This window comes from Xanthomonas sp. NCPPB 3174 (assembly GCF_056725205.1).
Map to the genome: position 1 here is coordinate 3,644,749 of NZ_CM161517.1, position 21,015 is coordinate 3,665,763.

General features: G+C 70.4%; 13 protein-coding genes. 4 read left to right on the forward strand and 9 right to left on the reverse strand.

Features of this window, described 5'->3' with window-relative positions; translation table 11 throughout:
- Positions 1–2: 2 nt before the first annotated feature.
- The 6 genes from AC1PK7_RS15770 to cysD all read right to left on the reverse strand — a co-directional run bounded on the left by AC1PK7_RS15770 (position 3) and on the right by cysD (position 11,256).
- Positions 3–3,128, reverse strand: coding sequence for an efflux RND transporter permease subunit (locus AC1PK7_RS15770; RefSeq protein WP_481098745.1), 3,126 nt, complete (start codon positions 3,126–3,128; stop codon positions 3–5).
- Positions 3,125–4,222 carry an efflux RND transporter periplasmic adaptor subunit gene (locus AC1PK7_RS15775; protein WP_481098746.1) on the reverse strand — a complete coding sequence of 366 codons (1,098 nt, stop codon included), beginning with the start codon at positions 4,220–4,222 and terminating at the stop codon, positions 3,125–3,127. Before AC1PK7_RS15775 ends, AC1PK7_RS15770 begins: the two co-directional genes overlap by 4 nt.
- Before the next feature lie 152 nt (positions 4,223–4,374).
- Positions 4,375–4,797 (reverse strand): hypothetical protein, encoded by a 423-nt coding sequence (locus AC1PK7_RS15780; RefSeq protein ID WP_481098747.1) that lies wholly within the window; start codon positions 4,795–4,797, stop codon positions 4,375–4,377.
- A gap of 118 nt (positions 4,798–4,915) precedes the next feature.
- Complete coding sequence (locus tag AC1PK7_RS15785) at positions 4,916–7,594, reverse strand: M1 family metallopeptidase (protein ID WP_481098748.1); 2,679 nt, start codon at positions 7,592–7,594, stop codon at positions 4,916–4,918.
- Between the two features lie 765 nt (positions 7,595–8,359).
- Entirely contained in the window at positions 8,360–10,348 is a 1,989-nt protein-coding gene (gene cysN / locus AC1PK7_RS15790; RefSeq protein ID WP_481098749.1) for a sulfate adenylyltransferase subunit CysN, read from the reverse strand.
- Complete coding sequence (cysD, locus tag AC1PK7_RS15795; RefSeq protein ID WP_481098750.1) at positions 10,348–11,256, reverse strand: sulfate adenylyltransferase subunit CysD; 909 nt, start codon at positions 11,254–11,256, stop codon at positions 10,348–10,350. The genes cysN and cysD overlap by 1 nt, the downstream gene beginning before the upstream one ends.
- A gap of 195 nt (positions 11,257–11,451) precedes the next feature.
- Here cysD and AC1PK7_RS15800 point away from each other — a divergent pair, with 195 nt between their 5' ends.
- The 3 genes from AC1PK7_RS15800 to AC1PK7_RS15810 all read left to right on the forward strand — a co-directional run bounded on the left by AC1PK7_RS15800 (position 11,452) and on the right by AC1PK7_RS15810 (position 15,934).
- Entirely contained in the window at positions 11,452–13,338 is a 1,887-nt protein-coding gene (locus AC1PK7_RS15800; RefSeq protein WP_481098751.1) for an assimilatory sulfite reductase (NADPH) flavoprotein subunit, read from the forward strand.
- Positions 13,339–13,472: 134 nt separating this feature from the next.
- Positions 13,473–15,197, forward strand: coding sequence for an assimilatory sulfite reductase (NADPH) hemoprotein subunit (cysI, locus tag AC1PK7_RS15805; RefSeq protein ID WP_481098752.1), 1,725 nt, complete (start codon positions 13,473–13,475; stop codon positions 15,195–15,197).
- Positions 15,194–15,934, forward strand: coding sequence for a phosphoadenylyl-sulfate reductase (locus tag AC1PK7_RS15810; RefSeq protein ID WP_010341781.1), 741 nt, complete (start codon positions 15,194–15,196; stop codon positions 15,932–15,934). The genes cysI and AC1PK7_RS15810 overlap by 4 nt, the downstream gene beginning before the upstream one ends.
- Positions 15,935–16,238: 304 nt before the next feature.
- On the opposite strand, the gene AC1PK7_RS15815 is transcribed toward AC1PK7_RS15810, so the two are convergent.
- The 3 genes from AC1PK7_RS15815 to AC1PK7_RS15825 form a co-directional block, all read right to left on the reverse strand.
- Positions 16,239–17,663 carry a PepSY-associated TM helix domain-containing protein gene (locus AC1PK7_RS15815; protein ID WP_481098753.1) on the reverse strand — a complete coding sequence of 475 codons (1,425 nt, stop codon included), beginning with the start codon at positions 17,661–17,663 and terminating at the stop codon, positions 16,239–16,241.
- Positions 17,663–19,651 (reverse strand): TonB-dependent receptor, encoded by a 1,989-nt coding sequence (locus tag AC1PK7_RS15820; protein ID WP_481098754.1) that lies wholly within the window; start codon positions 19,649–19,651, stop codon positions 17,663–17,665. Before AC1PK7_RS15820 ends, AC1PK7_RS15815 begins: the two co-directional genes overlap by 1 nt.
- 130 nt (positions 19,652–19,781) lie before the next feature.
- Complete coding sequence (locus tag AC1PK7_RS15825) at positions 19,782–20,186, reverse strand: DUF2946 family protein (RefSeq protein ID WP_481098755.1); 405 nt, start codon at positions 20,184–20,186, stop codon at positions 19,782–19,784.
- Between the two features lie 368 nt (positions 20,187–20,554).
- On the opposite strand from AC1PK7_RS15825, the gene arsC reads away from it, so the two are divergent.
- Positions 20,555–20,980, forward strand: a complete 426-nt coding sequence (gene arsC, locus AC1PK7_RS15830; protein WP_481098756.1) for an arsenate reductase (glutaredoxin) — start codon at positions 20,555–20,557, stop codon at positions 20,978–20,980.
- Positions 20,981–21,015: the final 35 nt, after the last annotated feature.

The window sequence follows — 21,015 nt, forward strand, 5'->3', positions numbered from 1 at the left end:
GCTCAGGCGTGGCCGCCGACCGAGGGCGTCTGCGCTTCCAGTTCCTGCAGGCGCTGCTGCACTGCGTCAGGTGAGCGCGTGTACGGCGCCAGCAGCGCGTAGAACGCCGGCACCACGAACAGCGACAGCAGCGTGGATACCGACACGCCGAAGATCACCACGATGCCGATGGTGGCGCGGCTGGCCGACCCGGGGCCGCCGGCGACCACCAGGGGGATGGCGCCGACCACGGTGGCCAGCGAGGTCATCAGGATCGGGCGCAGACGCACCGCCGCCGCTTCGACGATGGCCTCGCGCACGCTGCGCCCGGCATCGCGCAACTGGTTGGCGAACTCGACGATCAGGATGCCGTTCTTGGCCGCCAGCCCGACCAGCATGACGATGCCGATCTGGCTGAACAGGTTGAGGGTGCCGCCGCTGATCGCCAGGCCAATCAGCGCGCCGAGCACGCCCAGCGGCACGGTCAGCATGATCACCAGCGGGTGGATGAAGCTCTCGAACTGCGCCGCCAGCACCAGGTATACGATCAGCAGCGCCAGGGCGAAGGTCAGCAGCACCGCACCGCCGGCCTTCTGGTACTCGCGCGATTCGCCCTTCCAGTCGAGCTGCGCGTAGTCGGGCAGTTCCTCGCGCGCCACCTGCTGCGCCCAGGCGATCGCCTCGCCGAGCGGATAGCCCGGGGCCAGGCCGGCGTTGATGGTGATCGCACGCAGGCGATTGAAGCGGTGCAGGTTGCCCGGCTCGGCGACTTCGCGCAGGGTCACCAGGTTCGACAGCGGGATCAGCTGGTCGTTGTCGGCGCGCACCCGGATCGCCGCCAGATCGTCGGGGTTGGCGCGGCCGTCGCGACTGGCCTGCAGCATCACGTCGTACTCCTCGCCGTTGTCGACGAAGGTGGTGACCTGGCGCGAGCCCATCAGCGTCTCCAACGCGCGGCCGATCTCGTTCACCGGCACGCCGAGGTCGGCCGCACGCTGGCGGTCGATCTCCACGCGCATCTGCGGTCGGGTTTCCTTGTAGTCCGAGTCCGCCCCGACCAGGCCGGGGTTGTCGGCGATGCGCGCGAGCAGGCGGTCGCGCCATTGCGCAATCTCGGCGTAGTCGGGGCCGCCGAGCACGATCTGGAACGGCTGCCCGCGGCTGTTGACCAGGCCGCCGCCGACCTGGGTGCGCGCGCGCACGCCAGGCAGCGCGCGCAGTTCGTCCTGCAACTGGGCGGCGACGTCGGCGGTGGCCACGTCGCGCTCGCTCCAGTCGCGCAGGAACACGCTGACCCGGCCGGTGTGCATCTCCTCGCTGGCGCCGAAACTGCCGGGCACGCGCGGATTGGCGCGCGCGATCGGCTGGCCGTCGCCGCGGTGGCGATCGAGGATGGCCTCGACCTGGTGCATCTGCCCCACGGTGTAGTCGAAGCCGGCGCCTTCCGGCGCATCGATCATCACCTGGAACGAGCCGCGGTCCTCGGCCGGGGCCAGTTCCGAGGGAATCACCCGCGCCAGCAGCGCACTGGCCGCCAGCGCCGCCAGCAGCAGCGCGCCGAACAGCCAGGCGCGGCCGACATGGCGCTCGAGCACGCGCCGGTAGCGCGCGCTCAGCCCCTGCAGCCGCGCCTCGACCCAGCCATGCACGCGGTTGGGTTGCTCGCGCGCGTGCGCCTTGAGCAGCTTGGACGACATCATCGGGGTCAGGGTCAGCGCGACGAAGGCGGAGATCGCCACCGCCGCGGCCAGCGCCACCGCCAGTTCGCGGAACAGGCGCCCGGTGTTGCCTTCGAGGAAACCGACCGGCAGGAACACCGCCACCAGCACCGCGGTGGTGGCGATCACCGCGAAGGCGACCTGCGCGGTGCCGCGCCGCGCCGCCACCAGCGCCGGTTCGCCCAGATCGACGCGGCGCTGGATGTTCTCCACCACTACGATCGCATCGTCCACCACCAGGCCGATGCACAGCACCAAGGCGAGCAGGGTCAGCAGGTTGATCGAGAAGCCGAACGCATACAGCGCGATGAACGCGGCCACCAGGCACACCGGCACCGTCACCGCCGGAATCAGCGCCGCGCGCACGCTGCCCAGGAACAGCCAGATCACCACCAGCACCAGCACCACCGCCTCGATCAGGGTGTGGTAGACGCGCTCCACCGAAGCATCGATGAACACGGTGGAATCGAACGCAACGAAGATCTGCGTGCCCTTGGGCAGGGTCTGCTGGATCTGCTGCGCGGCTGCGCGCGCGGCGCGGGCCACGTCCAGGCTGTTGGCGGTGGAGGTCTTGACGATGCCCAGGCCGACGTTGGGCACGCCGTTGCTGCGGAAGTAGGCGCGGCGCTCGGCCGAGGCCAGTTCCACCTTGGCCACGTCGCCCAGCCGCACCACGTAGCCGTCGCGGCCCTTGCCCAGCGGGATCGCGGCGAAGTCCGCGGGAGTGCGGTAGTTGCGCTCCACGCGCAGGGTGAAGTCGCGATCGGCCGATTCCAGGCGGCCGGCCGGCAGTTCCACGTTCTCGCGGGCCAGGGCGTTCTCGACGTCGGCCACGGTGAGCGCGCGCGCGGCCAACTGGTCGCGGTCCAGCCAGATCCGCATGGCGTAGCGCTGCCGCCCGCCCAGCATCACCTGCGCCACGCCGTCGATGCTGGACAGGCGGTCCACCACGTAGCGCTCGGCGTAATCGGACAGCTGCAACGCGTCCATCGTGCTGGAGCTCATGTTGAGCCACAGGATGGCGTCGGCATCGGACTCGACCTTGGCGATCTCCGGCGCGTCGGCCTCGTCGGGCAGGCGGTCGAGCACGCGGCTGACCGCGTCGCGCACGTCGTTGGCGGCGGCCTCGATGTCGCGGGTGGCGCGGAACTCCAGGCTGATGTCGGCCACGCCGTTGGAACTGCGTGCCTGGATCGTCTCGATGCCTTCGATGCCGGCCAGCGCGTCTTCCAGCACCTGGGTGATGCGGCTTTCCACCACCGCCGCCGAGGCGCCGGGATAGCGCACATCCACCGACACGATCGGCGGATCGATCGCCGGCAGCTCGCGCAGGGTCAGCCGGCTGTACGCCATCACCCCCAGCACCACCAGCAACAGGCTCATCACCGCGGCGAACACCGGCCGGGTGATGGAAACGTCGGACAGCTTCATCGCGCCAAATCCGCCGCGGCGCTGCCGCTGCGCGCGCCACCGCCGTCGACGCCGGCGGCGGCATCGACCACGGCCACGCCCGGGCGCAGCTTGCCGGTGCCCTCGACCACGATGCGCTGGCCGGGCTGCAGGCCCTCCACGATCTCGACCAGGCCGTCGCGGCGTGCGCCGGTGCGCACGTCGGCGCGGGCCACGGCGGCATCGGCACCGACCCGGTACACGAACGCATCGCGTCCCACCTGCACCACCGCGATCTCCGGGATCACCAGCGCCCGCCGCGCGGGTCGGTAAAGGCGCACGTCCATCAGCATGCCAGGGCGCAGCGCGCGGTCGGCATTGTCGAACGCGGCGCGCACGGTGACCGCACGGGTGGCGCTGTCCACGCGCGCATCCACCGTGGCGACCTTGCCTTCGAAGGCGCGCCCCGGATAGGCCACGCTGCGGCCGCCGACCACGTCGCCAGGCTTCACCGTGGACAGCGCCGCCTCGGGCACCTGGAAATCCACGTAGACCTGGGCCACGTCGTCGAGCGTGGCGATGGTCGCGTCCGGCGTCAGCAGCGCGCCGGGGCTGACCTGGCGCAGGCCGAGCACGCCGGCGAACGGCGCGCGCACGCTGCGGTCGCCGATCTCCGCACGCATCTGCAGCACCCGCGCCTGCGCGGCGTCGCGCAGGGCGCGTTGCGTGTCCAGTTGCGCGCGCGACACCAGTTGCCGGCCGACCAGCTCGCTCTGCCGCCGGTACAGTTGCTCGGCCTCGGTGTAGGTGGCCTCGGCCTCGCGCAGCGCCGCCTGCTGGCCCTGTCCGCGCAACGTCACCAGCGGCGCGCCGGCCGCCACTTCCTGGCCGCTCTCGAAATGCACCCGCTCGACGATCTCGCTGACCTTGGCGGTCAGCGTCACCGACTCGCGCGCCTTGACCGTGCCCAGCGAGGACAGGCTGTCGTTCCAGTCGCGCAGCTGCACCGTCTGCAGCGTCACCGGAACCGCGGCATTGGCTTTGGCTGGCGCCGCGGGCTTGCCGCACCCGCCAAGCGCGATCGACGACAACAGGAGATACACCAGGCGGACGCCGGCGCGTGGTCGGTGCGGCATGGAAATCCCGGACGCGTGGAGTTCGGCCCAGTCTAACGGCCCGGCGTGACCGGCGTTGAGACAGGTCGGGCATGACCGACGACCCTTGCCGGCCAGGGGAGGCACTGCGCGATGAGACGCAGCGCACGCGTGGCGCGGCCTGGGGCGCTCACTCACTCCTTGGCGGTACGACACCGGGTGAAGTACGGATAGGCCACCACGAAGGCGAGCGCCGATGCCGTCCCCAGCAGCATGCGCACCGCTTGCCCGAGGGTGTGCGGCACATACAGGGCATGCGCCGACGCGTCATACCAGATCGCGTGCAGCATCATCAATCCGAACGAGGCCATCGGCAGCCCGAACACCAGCCAGCCGAAAAAGCGCAGCGCCGGCGACGTACGCCCCTCGGCCAATTTGCCGACGACCTCGGTGCTGGCCAGGTGGTACTGGAACGGATCGGAGGTGGCGTACCTGGGCGGCGGTGGTGGCGCTGGCTCCGGCTGCACCGGCTGATGCGTCACCTGTTCGGCGCACGCCGGTTGGACCAGTTCGGCCACATTGGTTCTGGTCAGCACGTCATGCAGCTTCGGATCCATGCGTTCCCCCTGAAGGTTGCCCGGCAGCGTCGTCCGCCACCGGATCCGCCATCCCTGCGCCTGCCGCGCGAAGCATGCCGCATCGCATGCGGGCGGCGCAGGGGCCTGGCAACTGCAATCAGTGCGGCGGAAACGCGGCGCGCTGCCGCGCCTGCAGCGCACTGCACAGGCGAATCGTTTCGGCGGTCTGCGCCAGGCCGCGGTCGGCACCGCTGAGCGCCTTCAGGCGCGGGGTGAAGAATGCCTCCAGCCGATCCGCTTCGGCGGCGTCGCAGCCACCGCTGGCGGCCAGCGCCGGCAGGCGACCGCCGTCGAAGGATCCGGAGCGTGCCACGATGCGATCGAAGTTGGCGGTGTACCAGGGCCACATCGAGGCATGCGTGGCCGGCTCGGCATGCGCACCCATCAGCAGGCTGTTCATCTCGCCGACCTTGATCGCATCGGTCAACGCGAAATCGCGCACCTTCTGCAGCTGCTGCGGGTCGCGCACGGCGCCGAGCGCCTCGATCATCGCGTTGCGCTGGGCCGGTTCGCCATGGCCGTGCAGGGCGGCGATCAACGCGTCCACGGCCGGCGCACCACGCGTCTGCACCGCCACGGTCAGTGCCGTGCCGAGCAGGTCCGGGTTGGCGGCGGCGAAGTCCAGCGCGCCGCCCTTGCCGGCCAGCACCGCATCGCCCTGGGCCAGCAGCGCCTCCCGCACCGTCGGCACGCCCATGGTCACGCCAAGCAGATCGGCCAGGTGCGAGCGCAGCGCCACGTCGTCGTCGCTGTCGCCGGCACGGCGCTGATACCCCAGCGCCTGCAGGCGTGCGCCGAACGCGGCCTCGGTCGCCTGGCGCAGCCTGGCGCGCTGTGCGTCGTCGCGCGCCAGCACCCGCCAGATCCAGCCGATGCGGTCGTTCAACGCGGTGGCCACGGCCGTGGCCTTGGCCGGCGCCAGCTGCTGCATGGCCGCGATCACGTCCGCGGTGTCGGCCTCGCCGGTGCGGAACGCGCTGTCGATGGCATCGGCATAGGCCAGCTTCTCGGCATCGTCGAGCGCATCGAGATGGCGGCCGAGCGCGGTCAGCTGCGGCCTGGGCAGGGCGAAGCGGTAGTAGCCGGTGCCGCCGGCGTTGGGCATCACCCAACTGTTCGCATCGGCGCCGGCGAGCGTGAGGCGGCCGTCGCTGGAAGACAGCATCTGGCAGGCACGGCGCACGCCCTGGCGCGTGCCGTACTTGACGCACACCGGCACGCCCCAGGACTGTGCGGCGTTGCCGCGCGAGCCCAGCGGCAGGAAGCGTTGCTGGTGCAGTCGCAGCACCGCGCCGCCAGCCTCGGGCTGCAGCTGCGCTTGCAGATAGGGCACGCCGGGCTGGTCGAGGAAGCTGCGGAACGCGGCCTTGAACTCCTCGTCCTTGCCGGCCGCGGCGGCGATCGCATCGACCAGGTCGTCGGCGGTGGCGTTGCCGAAACGGTGCGCACGGATGTAGGCGCGCATGCCGCTGCGGAAGGTATCCTCGCCGACGAACTGCTCGAACATGCCCAGCACCGCGGCGCCCTTGCGGTAGGTGATGCTGTCGAAGGCGGTCTCGATGTCGCCGTTGCCGGTGATCGGCTGGCGGATCTTGCGCGCGCTGACCAGGCTGTCGTTGTCCATCGCCTCCTGCGCCGCACTAACGCGGTCCAGGTCGGCGCGGTACTGCGGACGCAGGCGCATGGTGATCTTCTGCTGCATCCAGGTGGCGAAGGCCTCGTTGAGCCACAGGTCGTCCCACCAGGCCATGGTCACCGTATCGCCGGTCCACTGGTGCGCCAGCTCGTGCGCGGTGACGTTGAACGAGCCCTCGACATTGTGCCGCGGCGAATCGTCGTCCAGCAGCAACAGCCAGTCGCGGAAGGTGACGAAGCCGGGATTCTCCATCGCACCGGCGGAGAAGTCCGGCGCGGCCACCAGGTCCAGCTTGTCGAACGGATAGCCGAAGTCGTAGTAGTCCTCCAGCGCGGCGATGATCTCCGGCGTCTGCTGCAGCGCGCGCTGGATGCGCGGCCCCTGTCCCTGTGCGGCCACGCCGCGCAGCGGAATGGCCTGCGGGCGCTGCGGCGTAGCCGGCAGCGCCGGCCCGTCGACCACATCCCACGGCCCGACCGCGTAGGCCACCAGGTAGGTCGGCAGCGGCACGGTCTCGGCGAAGCGCACGGTCTTCCAGCCCTTGCCGGCCGGCTCGGTGGACACGGCGCGGGTATTGGCCAGTGCCTGCTCGCCCTCGGGTACGGTCAGGCGCAGCGCGAACGGCGTCTTCAGCGCCGGCTCGTCGAAACCGGGGAAGGCGTAGCGCGCGCTGATCGGCTCCATCTGCGTCAAGGCATAGGCATGCCCCTGCGCCTTGACCTGGTAGAGGCCCTGCAACTGCTGGTTGAACGGCGCGCTGTAGACGATGGTCAGGGTCAGTTCCTGCGGCTGCAGCGTGCGCCCGAAGGCGATGCGGGCCACGCCGGCCTGCGCGTCGGCCTGGGTGTAGCGCACCGGGAACGACGCACCATCGGCGGTGCGCAGCGTGGCCTTGCTCACCCGCAACTCCTTGCCGTGCAGCCACAGATGGTCGGACGCGCGCTCCAGGCGCACGCGGACGGTGGTGGTGCCGTCGAAGCTGGTGCGCTCCGGATCGATCTTCAGGTCCAGGGCGTAGTGCTCGGGCACCGCCCACTCCGGCAGGCGCCCGCTCGGCACCGCGTCGGGCGCCTGCGCGCAGGCCGCGCCGCAGCACAGCGCGAGGACGGAGAACAGCACGCGACGGGACAGAACGGGCATGGAGGGGCCTTCGCCGATAAGGAGGGCGACGACTTAAGCACGCGCGGCGGCGGCTGTCACGTGATGAAGGTCAGTGTGGCAACACAGGCGCTAGCGCGGCGGGAGCAGTTCGTCTTAGGAATCAACTGGCATGCAGCCGCGACGAACGATTCCTGCTGTGCCCCAACCTTGAAAGGCGTCGGGACTGAAGTCCCTCCCACAGTGCACTCAGCCAACGTATCTCAGGGTGCCCGGTAGAAGTCGGCCCGCCACGCGCAACGGCGCCTGCGGCTGCTGCGGAAACCAGCTTTTTTGTGTACCCACCACGATCAACGGGCGACGTGGTCACCAAATGCAGCGCATTCGCTCTGCTATCGCCGTTGCTTCGGCTTTTGACTTGCCGGGTTCCCTTCCGAAGCGGCGGCCAGCGCGGGGAAACACCCGAAGGGCGGCGTACATGGATGTACGCCGTCCGCGGCAGGGGCAGGATGCCCCTTCCGCGGATCCCCGTGATGGGCGCGGACCCGGAGCGCGCAGCGCGGAGGGCGCGAAGGCAGGGCGCGCTTTCTTTTGGTTACCTTTTCTTTGCGCGAGCAAAGAAAAGTAACTCGCCCGACAGGGCGAAAGCCTTTGCTGTTGCATCAGGTTTGCGCGTCAGGCCAGAAAATCTATAGAAGCGGCTTCAGCCGCGACAGGCACGGCTGATTGCCCAGGTCGCGGCTGAAGCCGCTTCTACAAAGGTGCGTTATAGGGGCACGGCGACGTGATCAGCGCCGCGCACCAACATCAGTCCTTCAGCCCCAGCGCCGCCAGCACCTGCGCGGCCAGCGCTTCGACGTTGTCGCCGTCGGCGTGCAGGTGCAGTTCCGGGCGCTCCGGCGCCTCGTACGGCGAATCGATGCCGGTGAAGTTGGGAATCAGGCCGGCGCGCGCCTTGGCGTACAGGCCCTTGACGTCGCGCGCCTCGGCCACCGGCAACGGCACGTCGACGAACACTTCGAGGAATTCGCCCTCGCCGAAGCGCTCGCGCGCCAGTTGCCGCTCGGCGCGGAACGGCGAGATGAAGCTGACCAGCACGATCAGGCCGGCATCGGTCATCAGCCTGGCCACTTCGGCGACGCGGCGGATGTTCTCCACGCGGTCCTCGTCGGTGAAGCCCAGGTCGCGGTTGAGGCCATGGCGGACGTTGTCGCCGTCGAGGATGAAGGTGTGGTAGCCCAGCGCATGCAGGCGCTTGTCGACCAAGTTGGCGATGGTCGACTTGCCGGCGCCGGACAGGCCGGTGAACCACAGCACCTTCGGCGTCTGGCCCTTGATCCGCGCGCGCGCGACCCTGTCCACGTCCAGGTGCTGCCAGTGCACATTGCCGGCGCGGCGCAGCGCGAAATCCAGGGTGCCGGCGGCGACGGTGGCGTTGCTGTGGCGGTCGATCAGGATGAAGCCGCCGAGCGTGCGGTCCTGCGCGTACGGGGCGAAGGCGATCGGCTGGTCCAGCGCCAGGTTGCAATAGCCGACCTCGTTTAGCTCCAGCCGCTTGGCCGCCAAGCGCTCCTGCGTATTGACGTCGATGCGGTGCTTGATCTCGGTGACGCTGGCGGCCACGGTGCGCGCGCCGATCTTCAGCCAGTACGGGCGGCCGGGCAGCAGCGCGGCATCGTCCATCCACAGCACATGCGCGGCGAACTGGTCGGCCACCTCCGGCGGATCGCCAGCGGCGGCGATCACATCGCCACGGCTGACGTCGATCTCCTCGGTCAGGGTCAGGGTCACAGCCTGGCCGGCCACGGCGCGCGGCACCGGTTCGGCGCCGACCAACACCTGCGCGACCTGCGCGCGCCGCGCCGACGGCAGCACCACCACCGCATCGCCAGGCTGCACCGCGCCGGCCGCCACGGTGCCGGCGAAGCCGCGGAACTGCGCATGCGGGCGGTTGACCCACTGCACCGGCAGACGCAGGCCGCTGTCGGCGGTGCGCGCGTCCAGCTGCACGCTTTCCAGATGTTCCAGCAGCGCCGGGCCAGCATACCAGGGCGTGCGCGCCGAGCGCTGCGACAGGTTGTCGCCCTCCAGCGCCGACAGCGGAATGCACTGCACGTCGGCGATGCCCAGTTGCGCGGCGAGCGCGCGGTACTCCGCGGTGATGGTCTCGAACGTCTCCTGCGCAAACTCGACCAGATCCATCTTGTTGACCGCCAGCACCACGTGGCGGATGCCCAGCAGCGCGACGATGTAGCTGTGCCGGCGGGTCTGGGTCAGCACGCCCTTGGCGGCGTCGACCAGCACCACCGCCACGTCGGCGGTGGACGCGCCGGTGGCCATGTTACGGGTGTACTGCGCATGCCCGGGGCAGTCGGCGACAATGAACTTGCGCCGGTCGGTATCGAAGTAGCGGTAGGCCACGTCGATGGTGATGCCCTGCTCGCGCTCGGCGGCCAGGCCGTCCAGCAGCAACGCATAGTCGATCGCCCCGCCGCGGGTCCCGTGGCGCTTGCTGTCGGCGCCAAGCGCCGCCAGCTGGTCGTCGAACAGCCGCTTGCTGTCGTACAGCAAGCGCCCGATCAAGGTGCTCTTGCCATCGTCGACGCTGCCGCAGGTGATGAAGCGCAGCAGCGGCTTGTGTTCGTGTTGCTGCAGGTAGGCGGCGACGGCGGCGCCGCCTACGGGATTGGGGATTGGGGATTGGGGATTCGTCACAGCGCTCCCTCCCGACACCGCATCCGCCGCCGAACTCCGCTCTTGCGAATCCCCAATCCCCAATCCCGAATCCCGGCTCATCAGAAATACCCCTCCACCTTCTTCTGCTCCATCGAGGCGCCCGGGTCCTGGTCGATGATCCGGCCCTGGCGTTCGGAGGTGGTAGCCTGCAGCATCTCGGCGATGATCTTCTCCAGGGTGTCGGCCTGCGATTCGATCGCGCCGGTCAGCGGGTAGCAACCGAGGGTACGGAAGCGCACGCGCCGCAGTTGCGGGGTTTCGCTGGGACGCAGCGGCAGGCGTGCGTCGTCGACCATGATCAGCGCGCCGTCGCGTTCCACCACCGGACGCTCGGCGGCGAAGTACAGCGGCACCACCGGAATCGCTTCGCGGTAGATGTACAGCCAGATGTCCAGCTCGGTCCAGTTGGACAGCGGGAACACGCGCACGCTCTCGCCGGGATGGATCCGCGGGTTGTACAGATTCCACAGCTCCGGACGCTGCTGCTTGGGATCCCAGCGGTGGTGCGCGTTGCGGAACGAGAACACCCGCTCCTTGGCCCGCGCCTTCTCTTCGTCCCGCCGCGCGCCGCCGATGGCGGCGTCGAACTTCCACAGGTCCAGCGCCTGCTTCAGCGCCTGGGTCTTCATCACGTCGGTGTGCACGCTGGCGCCGTGGCTGAACGGGCCGACGTCCTGGGCGACGCCGTCGGGATTGATGTGCACGCGCAGCTCCACCCCGGTCTCGGCGGCGCGGCGGTCGCGGAAGGCGATCATCTCGCGGAACTTCCAGCGCGTGTCCACGTGCAGCAGCGGGATCGGCGGCGGCGCCGGCGCGAACGCCTTGAGCAGCAGATGCAGCAGCACCGAACTGTCCTTGCCGACCGAATACAGCAATACCGGGTTGCGGAACTCGGCAGCGACCTCGCGCAGGATGTGGATGCTCTCGGCCTCGAGGCGGTCGAGGTGGGACAGGGAAAACGCACTCATCGAGACGGCGGCGGCAGGCAGTGGAGGGATGGCCCCGAAGCGTAACAGCGGGCGTGACGATCGGGGCGGCAGTGTGCGCGGCGTCTACGGGCCGCAGAAATAAGCCACGGGCATGAGCCGATAACCCCTGTTCCTTTCTGTCGCGCGCAACGAATCCCTAACATCGGTCATCCCTTCCTCATCCCCGGACCGGCCATGACCGCCGCCTCGCCCGCGCTGCCACCCAGCCCCTTGCCCGAGGAGCGCAAGGCGCTGTTGGCGCGGACCGTGGAGGGCCTGGACGCGGCCGGCCTGTGGTGGCTGTCCGGCTACGCCGCGGGCCTGGCCCAGGCGCAGGGCCCGGCGACGCCGGCGCTGGCCGTGGTCGCCGGCGCCGCCGCGGCGCCCTCGCCGGCGCCGGCGCCGGCGCCGCAGCTGAGCATCGTCTACGGCAGCCAGACCGGCAACGCGCGCCGCGCCGCCGAACAGGTGGCCGCCGAGGCCGAAGCGGCCGGGCTGGCGGTGCGCCTGCTGCGCGCCGACGCCTATCCCACCCGCGAGCTGGGCAACGAACGCCTGCTGTACGTGGTCATCAGCACCCAGGGCGAGGGCGACCCGCCGGACGATGCGATCGGCTTCGTCGAGTTCCTGCAGGGTCGGCGCGCGCCAAAGCTGCCGCAGCTGCAGTACGCCGTGCTCGGTCTGGGCGATTCCAGCTACGCCGATTTCTGCGGCATCGCCCGGCGCCTGGACGCGCGCCTGGCCGAACTCGGCGCGCAGCGGCTGCTGCCGCTGGGCGAGGCCGACCTGGAGATCGAAACGGTGGCGGCACCGTGGCGGGCGCAGGCGCTGGCGCAGGCGCGCGACATCCTGGGCCGCACGCCCGCGACGCCGTCGGCCACGGTGACGCCGCTGCGCGGCGCCGCCGCCGCGACCTGGAGCCGCACGCAACCGTTCGCCGCCGAAGTCCTGGCCAACCAGCCGATCAGCGGCCGCGACTTCAAGGGCCCGCGCTACGCCGCGCACGGCCAGGCCGACAAGGACGTGCGCCACCTGGAACTGTCGCTGGCCGGCAGCGGCCTGCACTACGAACCCGGCGACGCCCTCGGTGTGCGCCATCGCAATCCGCCCGCGCTGGTCGAGGCGGTCCTGGCCGCGACGCGCCTGGACGGCGACGTCGCATTCACTGTCGATGGGCAGACACTGCCCCTGCACGAGTGGCTCGCCAGCCATCGCGAACTGACCCGGGCCTCGCGCCCGTTGCTCGCCGCGGTGGCCGAACTCGCCGGCGCCAACGCGCTGACCGAGCTGCTCGCCCCCACCCAGACCGCCGGCCTGGCGGCTTTGCTCGCCGATCACCAAGTGATCGACGTGCTGCGTCGCTGGCCGGCGGATTGGGACCACGCCGCGCTGCTGCAGGCGCTGCGGCCGATGGTCCCGCGCCTGTACTCGATCGCCTCCAGCCGCAAGCGGGTCGGCGACGAAGCCCACCTCACCGTCGACGTGCTGGCTTACGACGCCCACGGCCATGCCCACGGCGGCGCCGCCAGCGGCTATCTGGCCGCCCTGGCCGAAGGCGACAGCGCCCCGATCTACATCGAGCCCAACGAACGCTTCCGGGTGCCGGCCGACGACAGCCGCGACATCCTGATGATCGGCCCCGGCACCGGCGTGGCGCCGTTCCGCGGTTTCGTGCAGGAGCGCGCCGAGCGCGGCGCCAGCGGCCGCAACTGGCTGTTCTTCGGCGCCCGCCACTTCAACCGCGACTTCCTCTACCAGGCCGAATGGCAGCAGGCGCTGCGCAGCAGCGAACTGCACCGGCTGGACCTGGCGTTCTCGCGCGACGTGCAGCCGCTGCGCGGCACCACCGTCCCTTCCAAGGTGTACGTGCAGCAGCGCCTGCGCGAACACGGCCGCGCGGTCTACGACTGGCTGCAAAACGGCGCGCACCTGTACGTGTGCGGCGCCATCGCCATGGGCAAGGACGTGCACGCCACCCTGCTGGACATCGTCGCCGAACACGGCGCCCGCAGCGCCGAGGACGCCGCCGCCTACCTCAGCCAACTGCAGCAGGAGGGGCGGTATGCGCGTGATGTCTATTGAGTCGGGGATTGGGGATTCGGGATTGGGGATTCGCAAGAGCCGCTCTCCCTGCACTGAGAACTGTCGAAGGTCCTGATCCTTCAGCACACGTCTGCTCGCTTCACCAATCCCGAATCCCCAATCCCGGCCCCTCAATGTCCCACTCCGTCGAAGACATCAAGCACCACAGCCAGCGCTTGCGCGGGTCGCTGCTGCAGAGCCTGGCCGATCCGGTCACCGGGGCGCTGCGCGAGGACGATCAGACCCTGATCAAGTACCACGGCAGCTACCAGCAGGACGACCGCGACCTGCGCGAGGAGCGGCGCCGGCAGAAGCTGGAGCCGGCCTACCAGTTCATGATCCGCACGCGCACCCCGGGCGGGGTGGTGGATCCGGCGCAGTGGCTCAAGCTCGACGCCATCGCCACCACCTACGGCAACCACTCGCTGCGCATCACCACGCGCCAGGCGTTCCAGTTCCATGGGGTGATCAAGCGCGAACTGAAGGCGACCATGCAGGCGATCAACGCCGCGCTGATCGATACCCTGGCCGCCTGCGGCGACGTCAACCGCAACGTACAGGTCGCCGCCAATCCGCTGGCCTCGCAGGCGCACGCCACGCTCTATGCCGACGCCGCGCGCGTGTCCGAACACCTGCTGCCCAATACCCGCGCCTACTACGAGATCTGGCTGGACGAGGAGCAGGTCGCCGGCAGCGGCCAGGAGGACGAGCCGATCTACGGCAACGCCTACCTGCCGCGCAAGTTCAAGATCGGCTTCGCGCTGCCGCCGATCAACGACGTCGACGTGTTCGCCAACGACCTCGGCTTCATCGGCGTGCTGGACGCCGACGGCACGTTGGTCGGCTACAACGTCAGCCTCGGCGGCGGCATGGGCGCCAGCCATGGCGATGCCGAGACCTACCCGCGCGTGGCCAACGTGGTCGGCTTCATCGACCGCGCGCAGTTGCTCGACGTCGCCACCGCGGTGGTCACCACCCAGCGCGACCTGGGCAACCGCACGGTGCGCAAGCGCGCACGCTTCAAGTACACCATCGACGACCACGGCCTGGACACGGTGCTGGCGGAGATCGAGCGCCGCGCCGGCGTGCGCCTACAGGCCACGCGCGACTTCGCCTTCGAGCACAACGGCGATCGCGCCGGCTGGCAGGCCGGCGAGGACGGACGCTGGCACCTGACCCTGTCGCTGCCGGCCGGGCGCATCGCCGATCATGCCGACGGCGCGCAGCACCTCAGCGGCCTGCGCGCGATCGCCGCGCAGCTGCGCGATGCCGGCGACGGCGCGCACTTCCGCATGACCTCGAACCAGAACCTGGTCATCGCCGGCATCCCCGCCGCGCAGCGCGAGGCGATCGACGCGCTGGTACGCGCGCATGCGCTGGACGCCGGCAACCGCGCGCCCACCGCGCTGGCGCGCGCGGCCATGGCCTGCGTGGCGCTGCCCACCTGCGGCCTGGCGATGGCCGAGGCCGAACGCTACCTGCCGGCCTTCGCCGCGCAGCTGCAGCCGCTGCTGGCCCGCCACGGCCTGGAGGACGCGCCGATCCTGCTGCGCATCTCCGGTTGCCCGAACGGCTGCTCGCGTCCGTACCTGGCCGAGATCGCCCTGGTCGGCAAGGCGCCCGGCCGCTACAACCTGATGCTCGGCGGCGACCACCGCGGCCAGCGCCTCAACACCCTGTACCGCGAGAACATCGCCGAGCCGGAGATCCTCGCCGCGCTGGAGCCGCTGTTCGCGCGCTATGCCAACGAACGGCACGCGGGCGAACGCTTCGGCGACTTCCTGCACCGCAGCGGCGTGGTCGCCCTGCCCGCCTACCCCACCCACCGCCACCTGATTCCGTCGGAACTGCACGCATGAGCGCTCTGCCCGCCGCCTCCCAAGACGCCTCCGCCAACGCACCGGTGCCGGCCCTGGATCTCGATGCCGCCAATGCGCTGCTGGCGACGCTGTCTGCGCCGGAGCGCGTGGCCTGGGCGTTGCAGCACGGCCCGGCCGAAGCGGCGCTGTCGTCCAGCTTCGGCGCGCAATCGGCGGCCACCTTGCACCTGCTGACCCGGCAGCGCCCGGACATCCCGGTGATCCTGATCGACACCGGCTACCTGTTCGCCGAGACCTACCGTTTCGCCGACGCGCTGACCGAGCGGCTCAAGCTCAATCTCAAGATCTACCGCCCGCTGGTCAGCCGCGCCTGGATGGAAGCGCGCCACGGCCGCCTGTGGGAACAGGGCATGGTCGGCATCGAGCAGTACAACAACCTGCGCAAGGTCGAGCCGATGCGCCGCGCCCTGGACGAGCTGAAGGTCGGCACCTGGTTCACCGGCCTGCGCCGCAGCCAGTCCGACAGCCGCGCGCAGACCCCGTTCGTGCAGAAGCGCGGCGAACGCTACAAGATCAACCCGATCGCCGACTGGAGCGATCGCGACCTGTGGCAATACATGCAGCAGCACGACCTGCCCTATCACCCGCTGTGGGAACAGGGCTACGTCTCCATCGGCGACTTCCACACCACCCGCCGCTGGGAACCGGGCATGCGCGAGGAAGACACCCGCTTCTTCGGCCTCAAGCGCGAGTGCGGGATCCACGAGGATCTGTGAGGCGCGCCAGCACGCGTTTGGCCTTTCTGTAGCCGCGTCGTCAGCCGCGGCAGACCTTACCGACCACACCGCGTCTTTTCCGTAGGAGCGGCTTTAGCCGCGACCTGGTATTTCATGGGAACGTCCGGTCGCGGCTGAAGCCGCTCCTACAGCGCAGAATCTCTGTCTCCTGTGCGGGTGAAAGCAGCGCTGAATGCTGATCCGCCCCTTGTGGGAGGGACTTCAGTCCCGACTGCACAAGATCGGATGCGCCGATGGCATCGCTTGTCGCAGCGGAATCACCTTAGATTCCAATCTCGACCCGCTAAGCCCCCACCACCGGCTCACGCCGCAGCACCAGCGCCCAGTCCAGCGCCAACATCAGCAGCAACGACACTCCGACCAGCGGAAACAGCAGCCCACCCAGCACCAGCAACGCCACCACGCCGCGCAAGGTGCGCCGGTCCGCCGGCAGCGGCGGCACCCCGAGCCCGCCATGCGGGCGCCGCTTCCACCACATCACCGCCGCGCTGACGCACAACAGCACGACACCCAGGCAGGCCAGGATCAGCAGGAGCTGGTTGAGCACCCCGTACTCCTGGCCCAGGTGCACGTTGATGCCCCACTCCAGCGCCTTGGCCAGCGGGCCGTAATCGGCATAGCGCATGTCCAGCAGCACCTGGCCGCTGTACTGATCCAGGTGGATTACCCGCTGCTGCGCCAGGTCCGGCGGATACACCGACGCGGTATAGACACCACGCGCGCCGCGCGGCAGCGCGACGCTGTAGCCGGGCGCGATCCCGCGCGCCTGGAACCGCGCCACCGCCGCATCCAGGCCGATCGCGCCGGCCACCGGCGCGGCATCCGCCATGCCGGCCATGCCGCCGTGCTCACTATGCCCACCGTGCGCCGCATGCGGATCCACGGACGGCGGCGACGACTGCGGCAGGCGCGCCTGCCGCAGCGACCACGCCGGCACCTCGCTGTCGCTCAGCCGCTGCGTCGACATCGGCACATCCACCCGCAACCCGGACGGATAGCCGTAATGGTGGCCATTGGCCAGGCGATTGACCTGCGCGCCCCAGAACCACGACCACGGCATCCCGGTCAGCGCCAGGAACAGCAGCGCCACGCCGACCACGCTGCCGGTGAGCGCGTGCAGATCGCGCCAGAACACGCGCTGCGGCGGCCGTCCGCGCACCGTGGTCACGCCGCCGCGGCGCCCGCGCGGCCACCACAGGTACACACCGGTCAGCACCAGCAGGATCGCCCAGCCGGCGGCCACCTCGATCAGCGCATTGGCGAACCAGCCGACGTAGTCGAGGCTGTGCAGGCGGCGGATGGTCCAGGCCACGGTGCCGTGTTCGGGCAACTGACCGAGCACCCGTGCCCGGTACGGATCCACGTACACCACGGCGTGACGGCCATCGGCGGTGGCGATGGTCACTTCCGCCGAGGCATCGCGCTGCGGCGGCGTGGTGTAGCGCAGCGCTTGGCCGGGTTGCGCCGCCAGCGCCGCGTCCAACAACCGCTGCGGGGCCAGCGCCTGCGGGTGCGCCGGCACCGGCACGGTCTTCAGCGCATGGTGGAAGTAGCGGTCGATCGGCTGTTGGTAGACGAAGGCCGCGCCGGTCAGCGCCAGCCACACCAGCAGCGGCAGCACCAGCAGGCCGGCATAGAAATGCCAGCGCCACACCGCACGGTAGAAGCGCGCTGGTGCCGCCTCGGCGGCAAGGGTGCGCGCGGCCATCACCAGCCCCAGCCCAGGGTGGCGTACAGCGCGCGGCCATCGCCAGGCGAGTAGCCGGACGACCCGCTGTCGTACCAGGCGTAGACGTAGTGCCGATCGGTCAGGTTCTTCAGTTGCAGCGAGACCTCGCGCTGCGCGCGCCAGCGCCAGGTCGCGCCGAGATTGGCCAAGGCGTAGCCACCGTAGCGACCCAGTGTGTTGCTGCGCTCCACGTAGTAGTCGCCCTGCGCGTTGCCCCAGGCCGACAGCGTCAGCCTTGGCGTGGCCTGCCAGTCGATGCCCGCCGTCGCAAGGTAGTGCGGCACGTTCTCGATCTCCTTGCCACGGGTAGCCGGCGCGCTCGGGTCGGGCGTGACGATCAACGCGCGTTGCAGGGAATAGGCCAGCCACAGCGTCCAGCGTTCGTCCGGACGCAGGTTCAGTTGCGCATCCCAGCCGCGGCGCAGGGTCTTGCCGACGTTGCCGACCTCGCCGGTGCCGACGCTGCCGTTCACGCCGAGGATGGTGGCCACTTCGTCGGAGGCGCGCTGCTCCCAGTAGGCCACACGTGCGTCCCAGCGCTGCTGCGCGCCGGCGAACTTGAGGCCGCTCTCCCAGCCGTCGTTGTAGGACGGCGCCAGGTTGCGCGCCTGGGTGCGGTAGGCGCCGTTGCCGCTGCCGATCTGGAAGGTGCGGCCGATGTTGGCGTACAGGCTGACCTGCCCAGTGAGCGCGTACACCGCGCTGAACTTGGGTTGGCGAATCGTGCCGTAGGCGTAGGTCGGATAGCGCGCACCGCTGGCGAGGTCGCGGAACTGCCCGCCGACCCGATCCACCCGGTAGCCCGGCACCAGTTGCAGGCGCGCGGTCGGGCGCAGCACCGCCTGCACGTAGGCGCCTTCGGTGTGCAGATCGAAATCCCAGTCGCGCAACGGCGCGGTGCGCACGCGTACCACCGTGCGGTAGCGCTGCGAGATGTTGTCCTGCCACTGCGCGTCGACCCCGCCCTCCAGCGCGAAGGCGTCGGCACGGGCCAGCGCCGGGCGCCAGCTGAGCTTGGCCAGCACGCCGCGCTGGCGCTCGTCGGTGTCGCGCTCCTGCTGCGCTCCGGCCGCGGTGAAGCGCACCCAGCGCTGATTGTCGTAGCGGTTCCAGTACGCCTTGGCGCTGCCCTGCACGGTCTCGGCCAGGCGCGCGTCCAGGTGCAGCGACACCTGCGTGGTGTGGCGCTGGCTGCGGTCGTCGCGCGCGTAGTCGGGGGAACTGCGCGGCGCACGCTGCGCGGTCGCGTAGTCCAGATACCCCGCCTCCAGCGCCGTGTTGCGGTAGTCGCGCGCGCTGAGTCCGGCACGCCAGCGCCCGTCCGGATCGGTGTAGAACCACTTGCCGGAGAACGCATGCTTGCGCGCGTCGGCGTGGTCGCGGTAGCCATCGCTGTCGCGCCAGGCGGCGAAATAGTTCTGGCTCCAGGCCCCGCGCTCGATGCCCTGCGTCGCCTGCACCTCGCGGGTGCCGAAGCTGCCGACGGTGACGCTGGCACGGCCGTCGTTGCCGCCGCTGCGGGTCAGCACGTCGACGCTGCCGGCGATCGCGTTCAGGCCGTAGCGCGGGTCGTTGGTGCCGCGCACGATCTCGATCGCGGCGATGTCCAGCGGAAACACCGCATCCAGATACGGCATGGCGCCGGCATTGTCGTTGCTGGGCACGCCGTCGATCAGCAGCTTGACCGCATTGACCCGGCCCTCGCCGTTGAAGCCGCGGAAGGAAAAGCGCCCGGCGTCGGTGCCCATCTTGAACTGGGTCACCTGCACGCCGGGCGCGCGCATCAGCAGTTCCCAGCTGTAGTCGACGTGCTGGTCCTGCAGCAGGTCGCCGCCGAGGATGTCGACGGAACTGAACACGCTGCGCGCGCTGGAACCGGCGGCGAGCGGCGAAGTGGCCTGGACCTTGCCCAGGGTCAGCACGGAATCGCCGGCGCCTGGCGGCGCATCGGCGGCCAGGGCAGGCATGGCCGCTGCGAGATACACGCAGCAGCATGCCGCCACGGGCGGCATGGAAGAAAAGCGGAACATGGCGAAACTCCATCGGCACGAGGACATGCCGCAGCGATGCCGCGGCACGGAAACGGCAACCCGTGGATCAGGAGAACAGCGGTGGCCCGCGTGGCGGGTGTGCGCGGCGTGCGATGGCCGTGACGACACGGCGGCGCAGCGCCGCCCTCGGCGCCGGCGGGCAGCACCAGGGCAGCAGCGCCAGCAACAGCGCCACCCACGGCAACAGACGCGCGGCGAGCAGGCAGTAATCGCAGGCCGACGCGTGCGCCAGGCCGGCATCGTCGTGGTGGCCGCCATGCGCCGCCGAGACGGCTCCCGCCAGCGCCGCCAGGCGCAGGCCGCCGCTGGTGCACAGCGCCTGGTCCTGCTGTGCGGCCGCTTCGGTCCGTGCCTGGCGCCACTGGCTGATCGGCGGCGCCAGCAGCAACAGGCCGAGCGCCAGCGCGGCGAGCGCGGCCCAACACGACGGCAACTGGCGGAGACGGACCATCGGCGCATTCTAGAGGGTGCGCCGGCCATTGAAACGCGTGCGACACCGTGTGCGGCGAAGTGACGCATGGTGCAGGACCGGCCGCGTCCTCGGTCGGCAGGCCGCAGGCCGCCATCGCGGCCGCTGCGTCGGTGCGACCATGGCCGCAGCGTTGTCGTCTTGCCGGCTGCCAGGCGCTCGGCAAGGTGTGGTCCATCCGTTGCCCGGCCGCACCATGCCGTCTCCGCAGATCGAAGACAGACCGGCCGCTCCCACCCCGCGACGATCGCTGCCCTTGCATGCCGCCGCGATTGCGGCACCATCAGCCGCGGCCGCGTGGAGGATCCGCAATGGCCACCCTTGTTCCGTCCCACTCAGCGAGCCGCCCCATGCCCACGATCACGATTTACCACAACCCCGCCTGCGGCACCTCGCGCAATGTGCTCGGGCTGATCCGCAACAGCGGCGTCGAGCCGACCGTGATCGAATACCTGAAGACCCCGCCCGACCGCGCCACCCTGCAGGCGCTGGCGACGGCCAGCGGGCTGCCGCTGCGGGAGCTGATCCGGCAGAAGGGCACGCCCTACGCCGAACTGGGGCTGGACGACCCGACGCTGGACGATGACGCGCTGCTGGAGGCCATGCTGCAGCACCCGATCCTGCTCAACCGGCCGATCGTGGTCAGCCCACTGGGCACGCGCCTTTGCCGGCCGTCGGAGACGGTGCTGGAGATCCTGCCGACGCCGCAGCGCGGCGCCTTCGCCAAGGAAGACGGCACGCCGCTGGTCGACGCGCAGGGCCGCTGGGTGGGCTGACCGGGCCACGCCGCCGGCGCCCGCCGATTCGCTAA

What these genes read in the sequence shown, in the direction of transcription:
- AC1PK7_RS15770 (WP_481098745.1), bottom strand. Translation starts at nt 3,128, where the DNA reads ATGAAGCTGTCCGACGTTTCCATCACCCGGCCGGTGTTCGCCGCGGTG.
- AC1PK7_RS15785 (WP_481098748.1), bottom strand. Translation starts at nt 7,594, where the DNA reads ATGCCCGTTCTGTCCCGTCGCGTGCTGTTCTCCGTCCTCGCGCTGTGC.
- cysI (WP_481098752.1), top strand. Translation starts at nt 13,473, where the DNA reads ATGTCCCACTCCGTCGAAGACATCAAGCACCACAGCCAGCGCTTGCGC.
- AC1PK7_RS15775 (WP_481098746.1), bottom strand. Translation starts at nt 4,222, where the DNA reads ATGCCGCACCGACCACGCGCCGGCGTCCGCCTGGTGTATCTCCTGTTG.
- AC1PK7_RS15825 (WP_481098755.1), bottom strand. Translation starts at nt 20,186, where the DNA reads ATGGTCCGTCTCCGCCAGTTGCCGTCGTGTTGGGCCGCGCTCGCCGCG.
- AC1PK7_RS15820 (WP_481098754.1), bottom strand. Translation starts at nt 19,651, where the DNA reads ATGCCTGCCCTGGCCGCCGATGCGCCGCCAGGCGCCGGCGATTCCGTG.
- AC1PK7_RS15800 (WP_481098751.1), top strand. Translation starts at nt 11,452, where the DNA reads ATGACCGCCGCCTCGCCCGCGCTGCCACCCAGCCCCTTGCCCGAGGAG.
- cysD (WP_481098750.1), bottom strand. Translation starts at nt 11,256, where the DNA reads ATGAGTGCGTTTTCCCTGTCCCACCTCGACCGCCTCGAGGCCGAGAGC.
- AC1PK7_RS15810 (WP_010341781.1), top strand. Translation starts at nt 15,194, where the DNA reads ATGAGCGCTCTGCCCGCCGCCTCCCAAGACGCCTCCGCCAACGCACCG.
- cysN (WP_481098749.1), bottom strand. Translation starts at nt 10,348, where the DNA reads ATGAGCCGGGATTCGGGATTGGGGATTGGGGATTCGCAAGAGCGGAGT.
- AC1PK7_RS15815 (WP_481098753.1), bottom strand. Translation starts at nt 17,663, where the DNA reads ATGGCCGCGCGCACCCTTGCCGCCGAGGCGGCACCAGCGCGCTTCTAC.
- arsC (WP_481098756.1), top strand. Translation starts at nt 20,555, where the DNA reads ATGCCCACGATCACGATTTACCACAACCCCGCCTGCGGCACCTCGCGC.
- AC1PK7_RS15780 (WP_481098747.1), bottom strand. Translation starts at nt 4,797, where the DNA reads ATGGATCCGAAGCTGCATGACGTGCTGACCAGAACCAATGTGGCCGAA.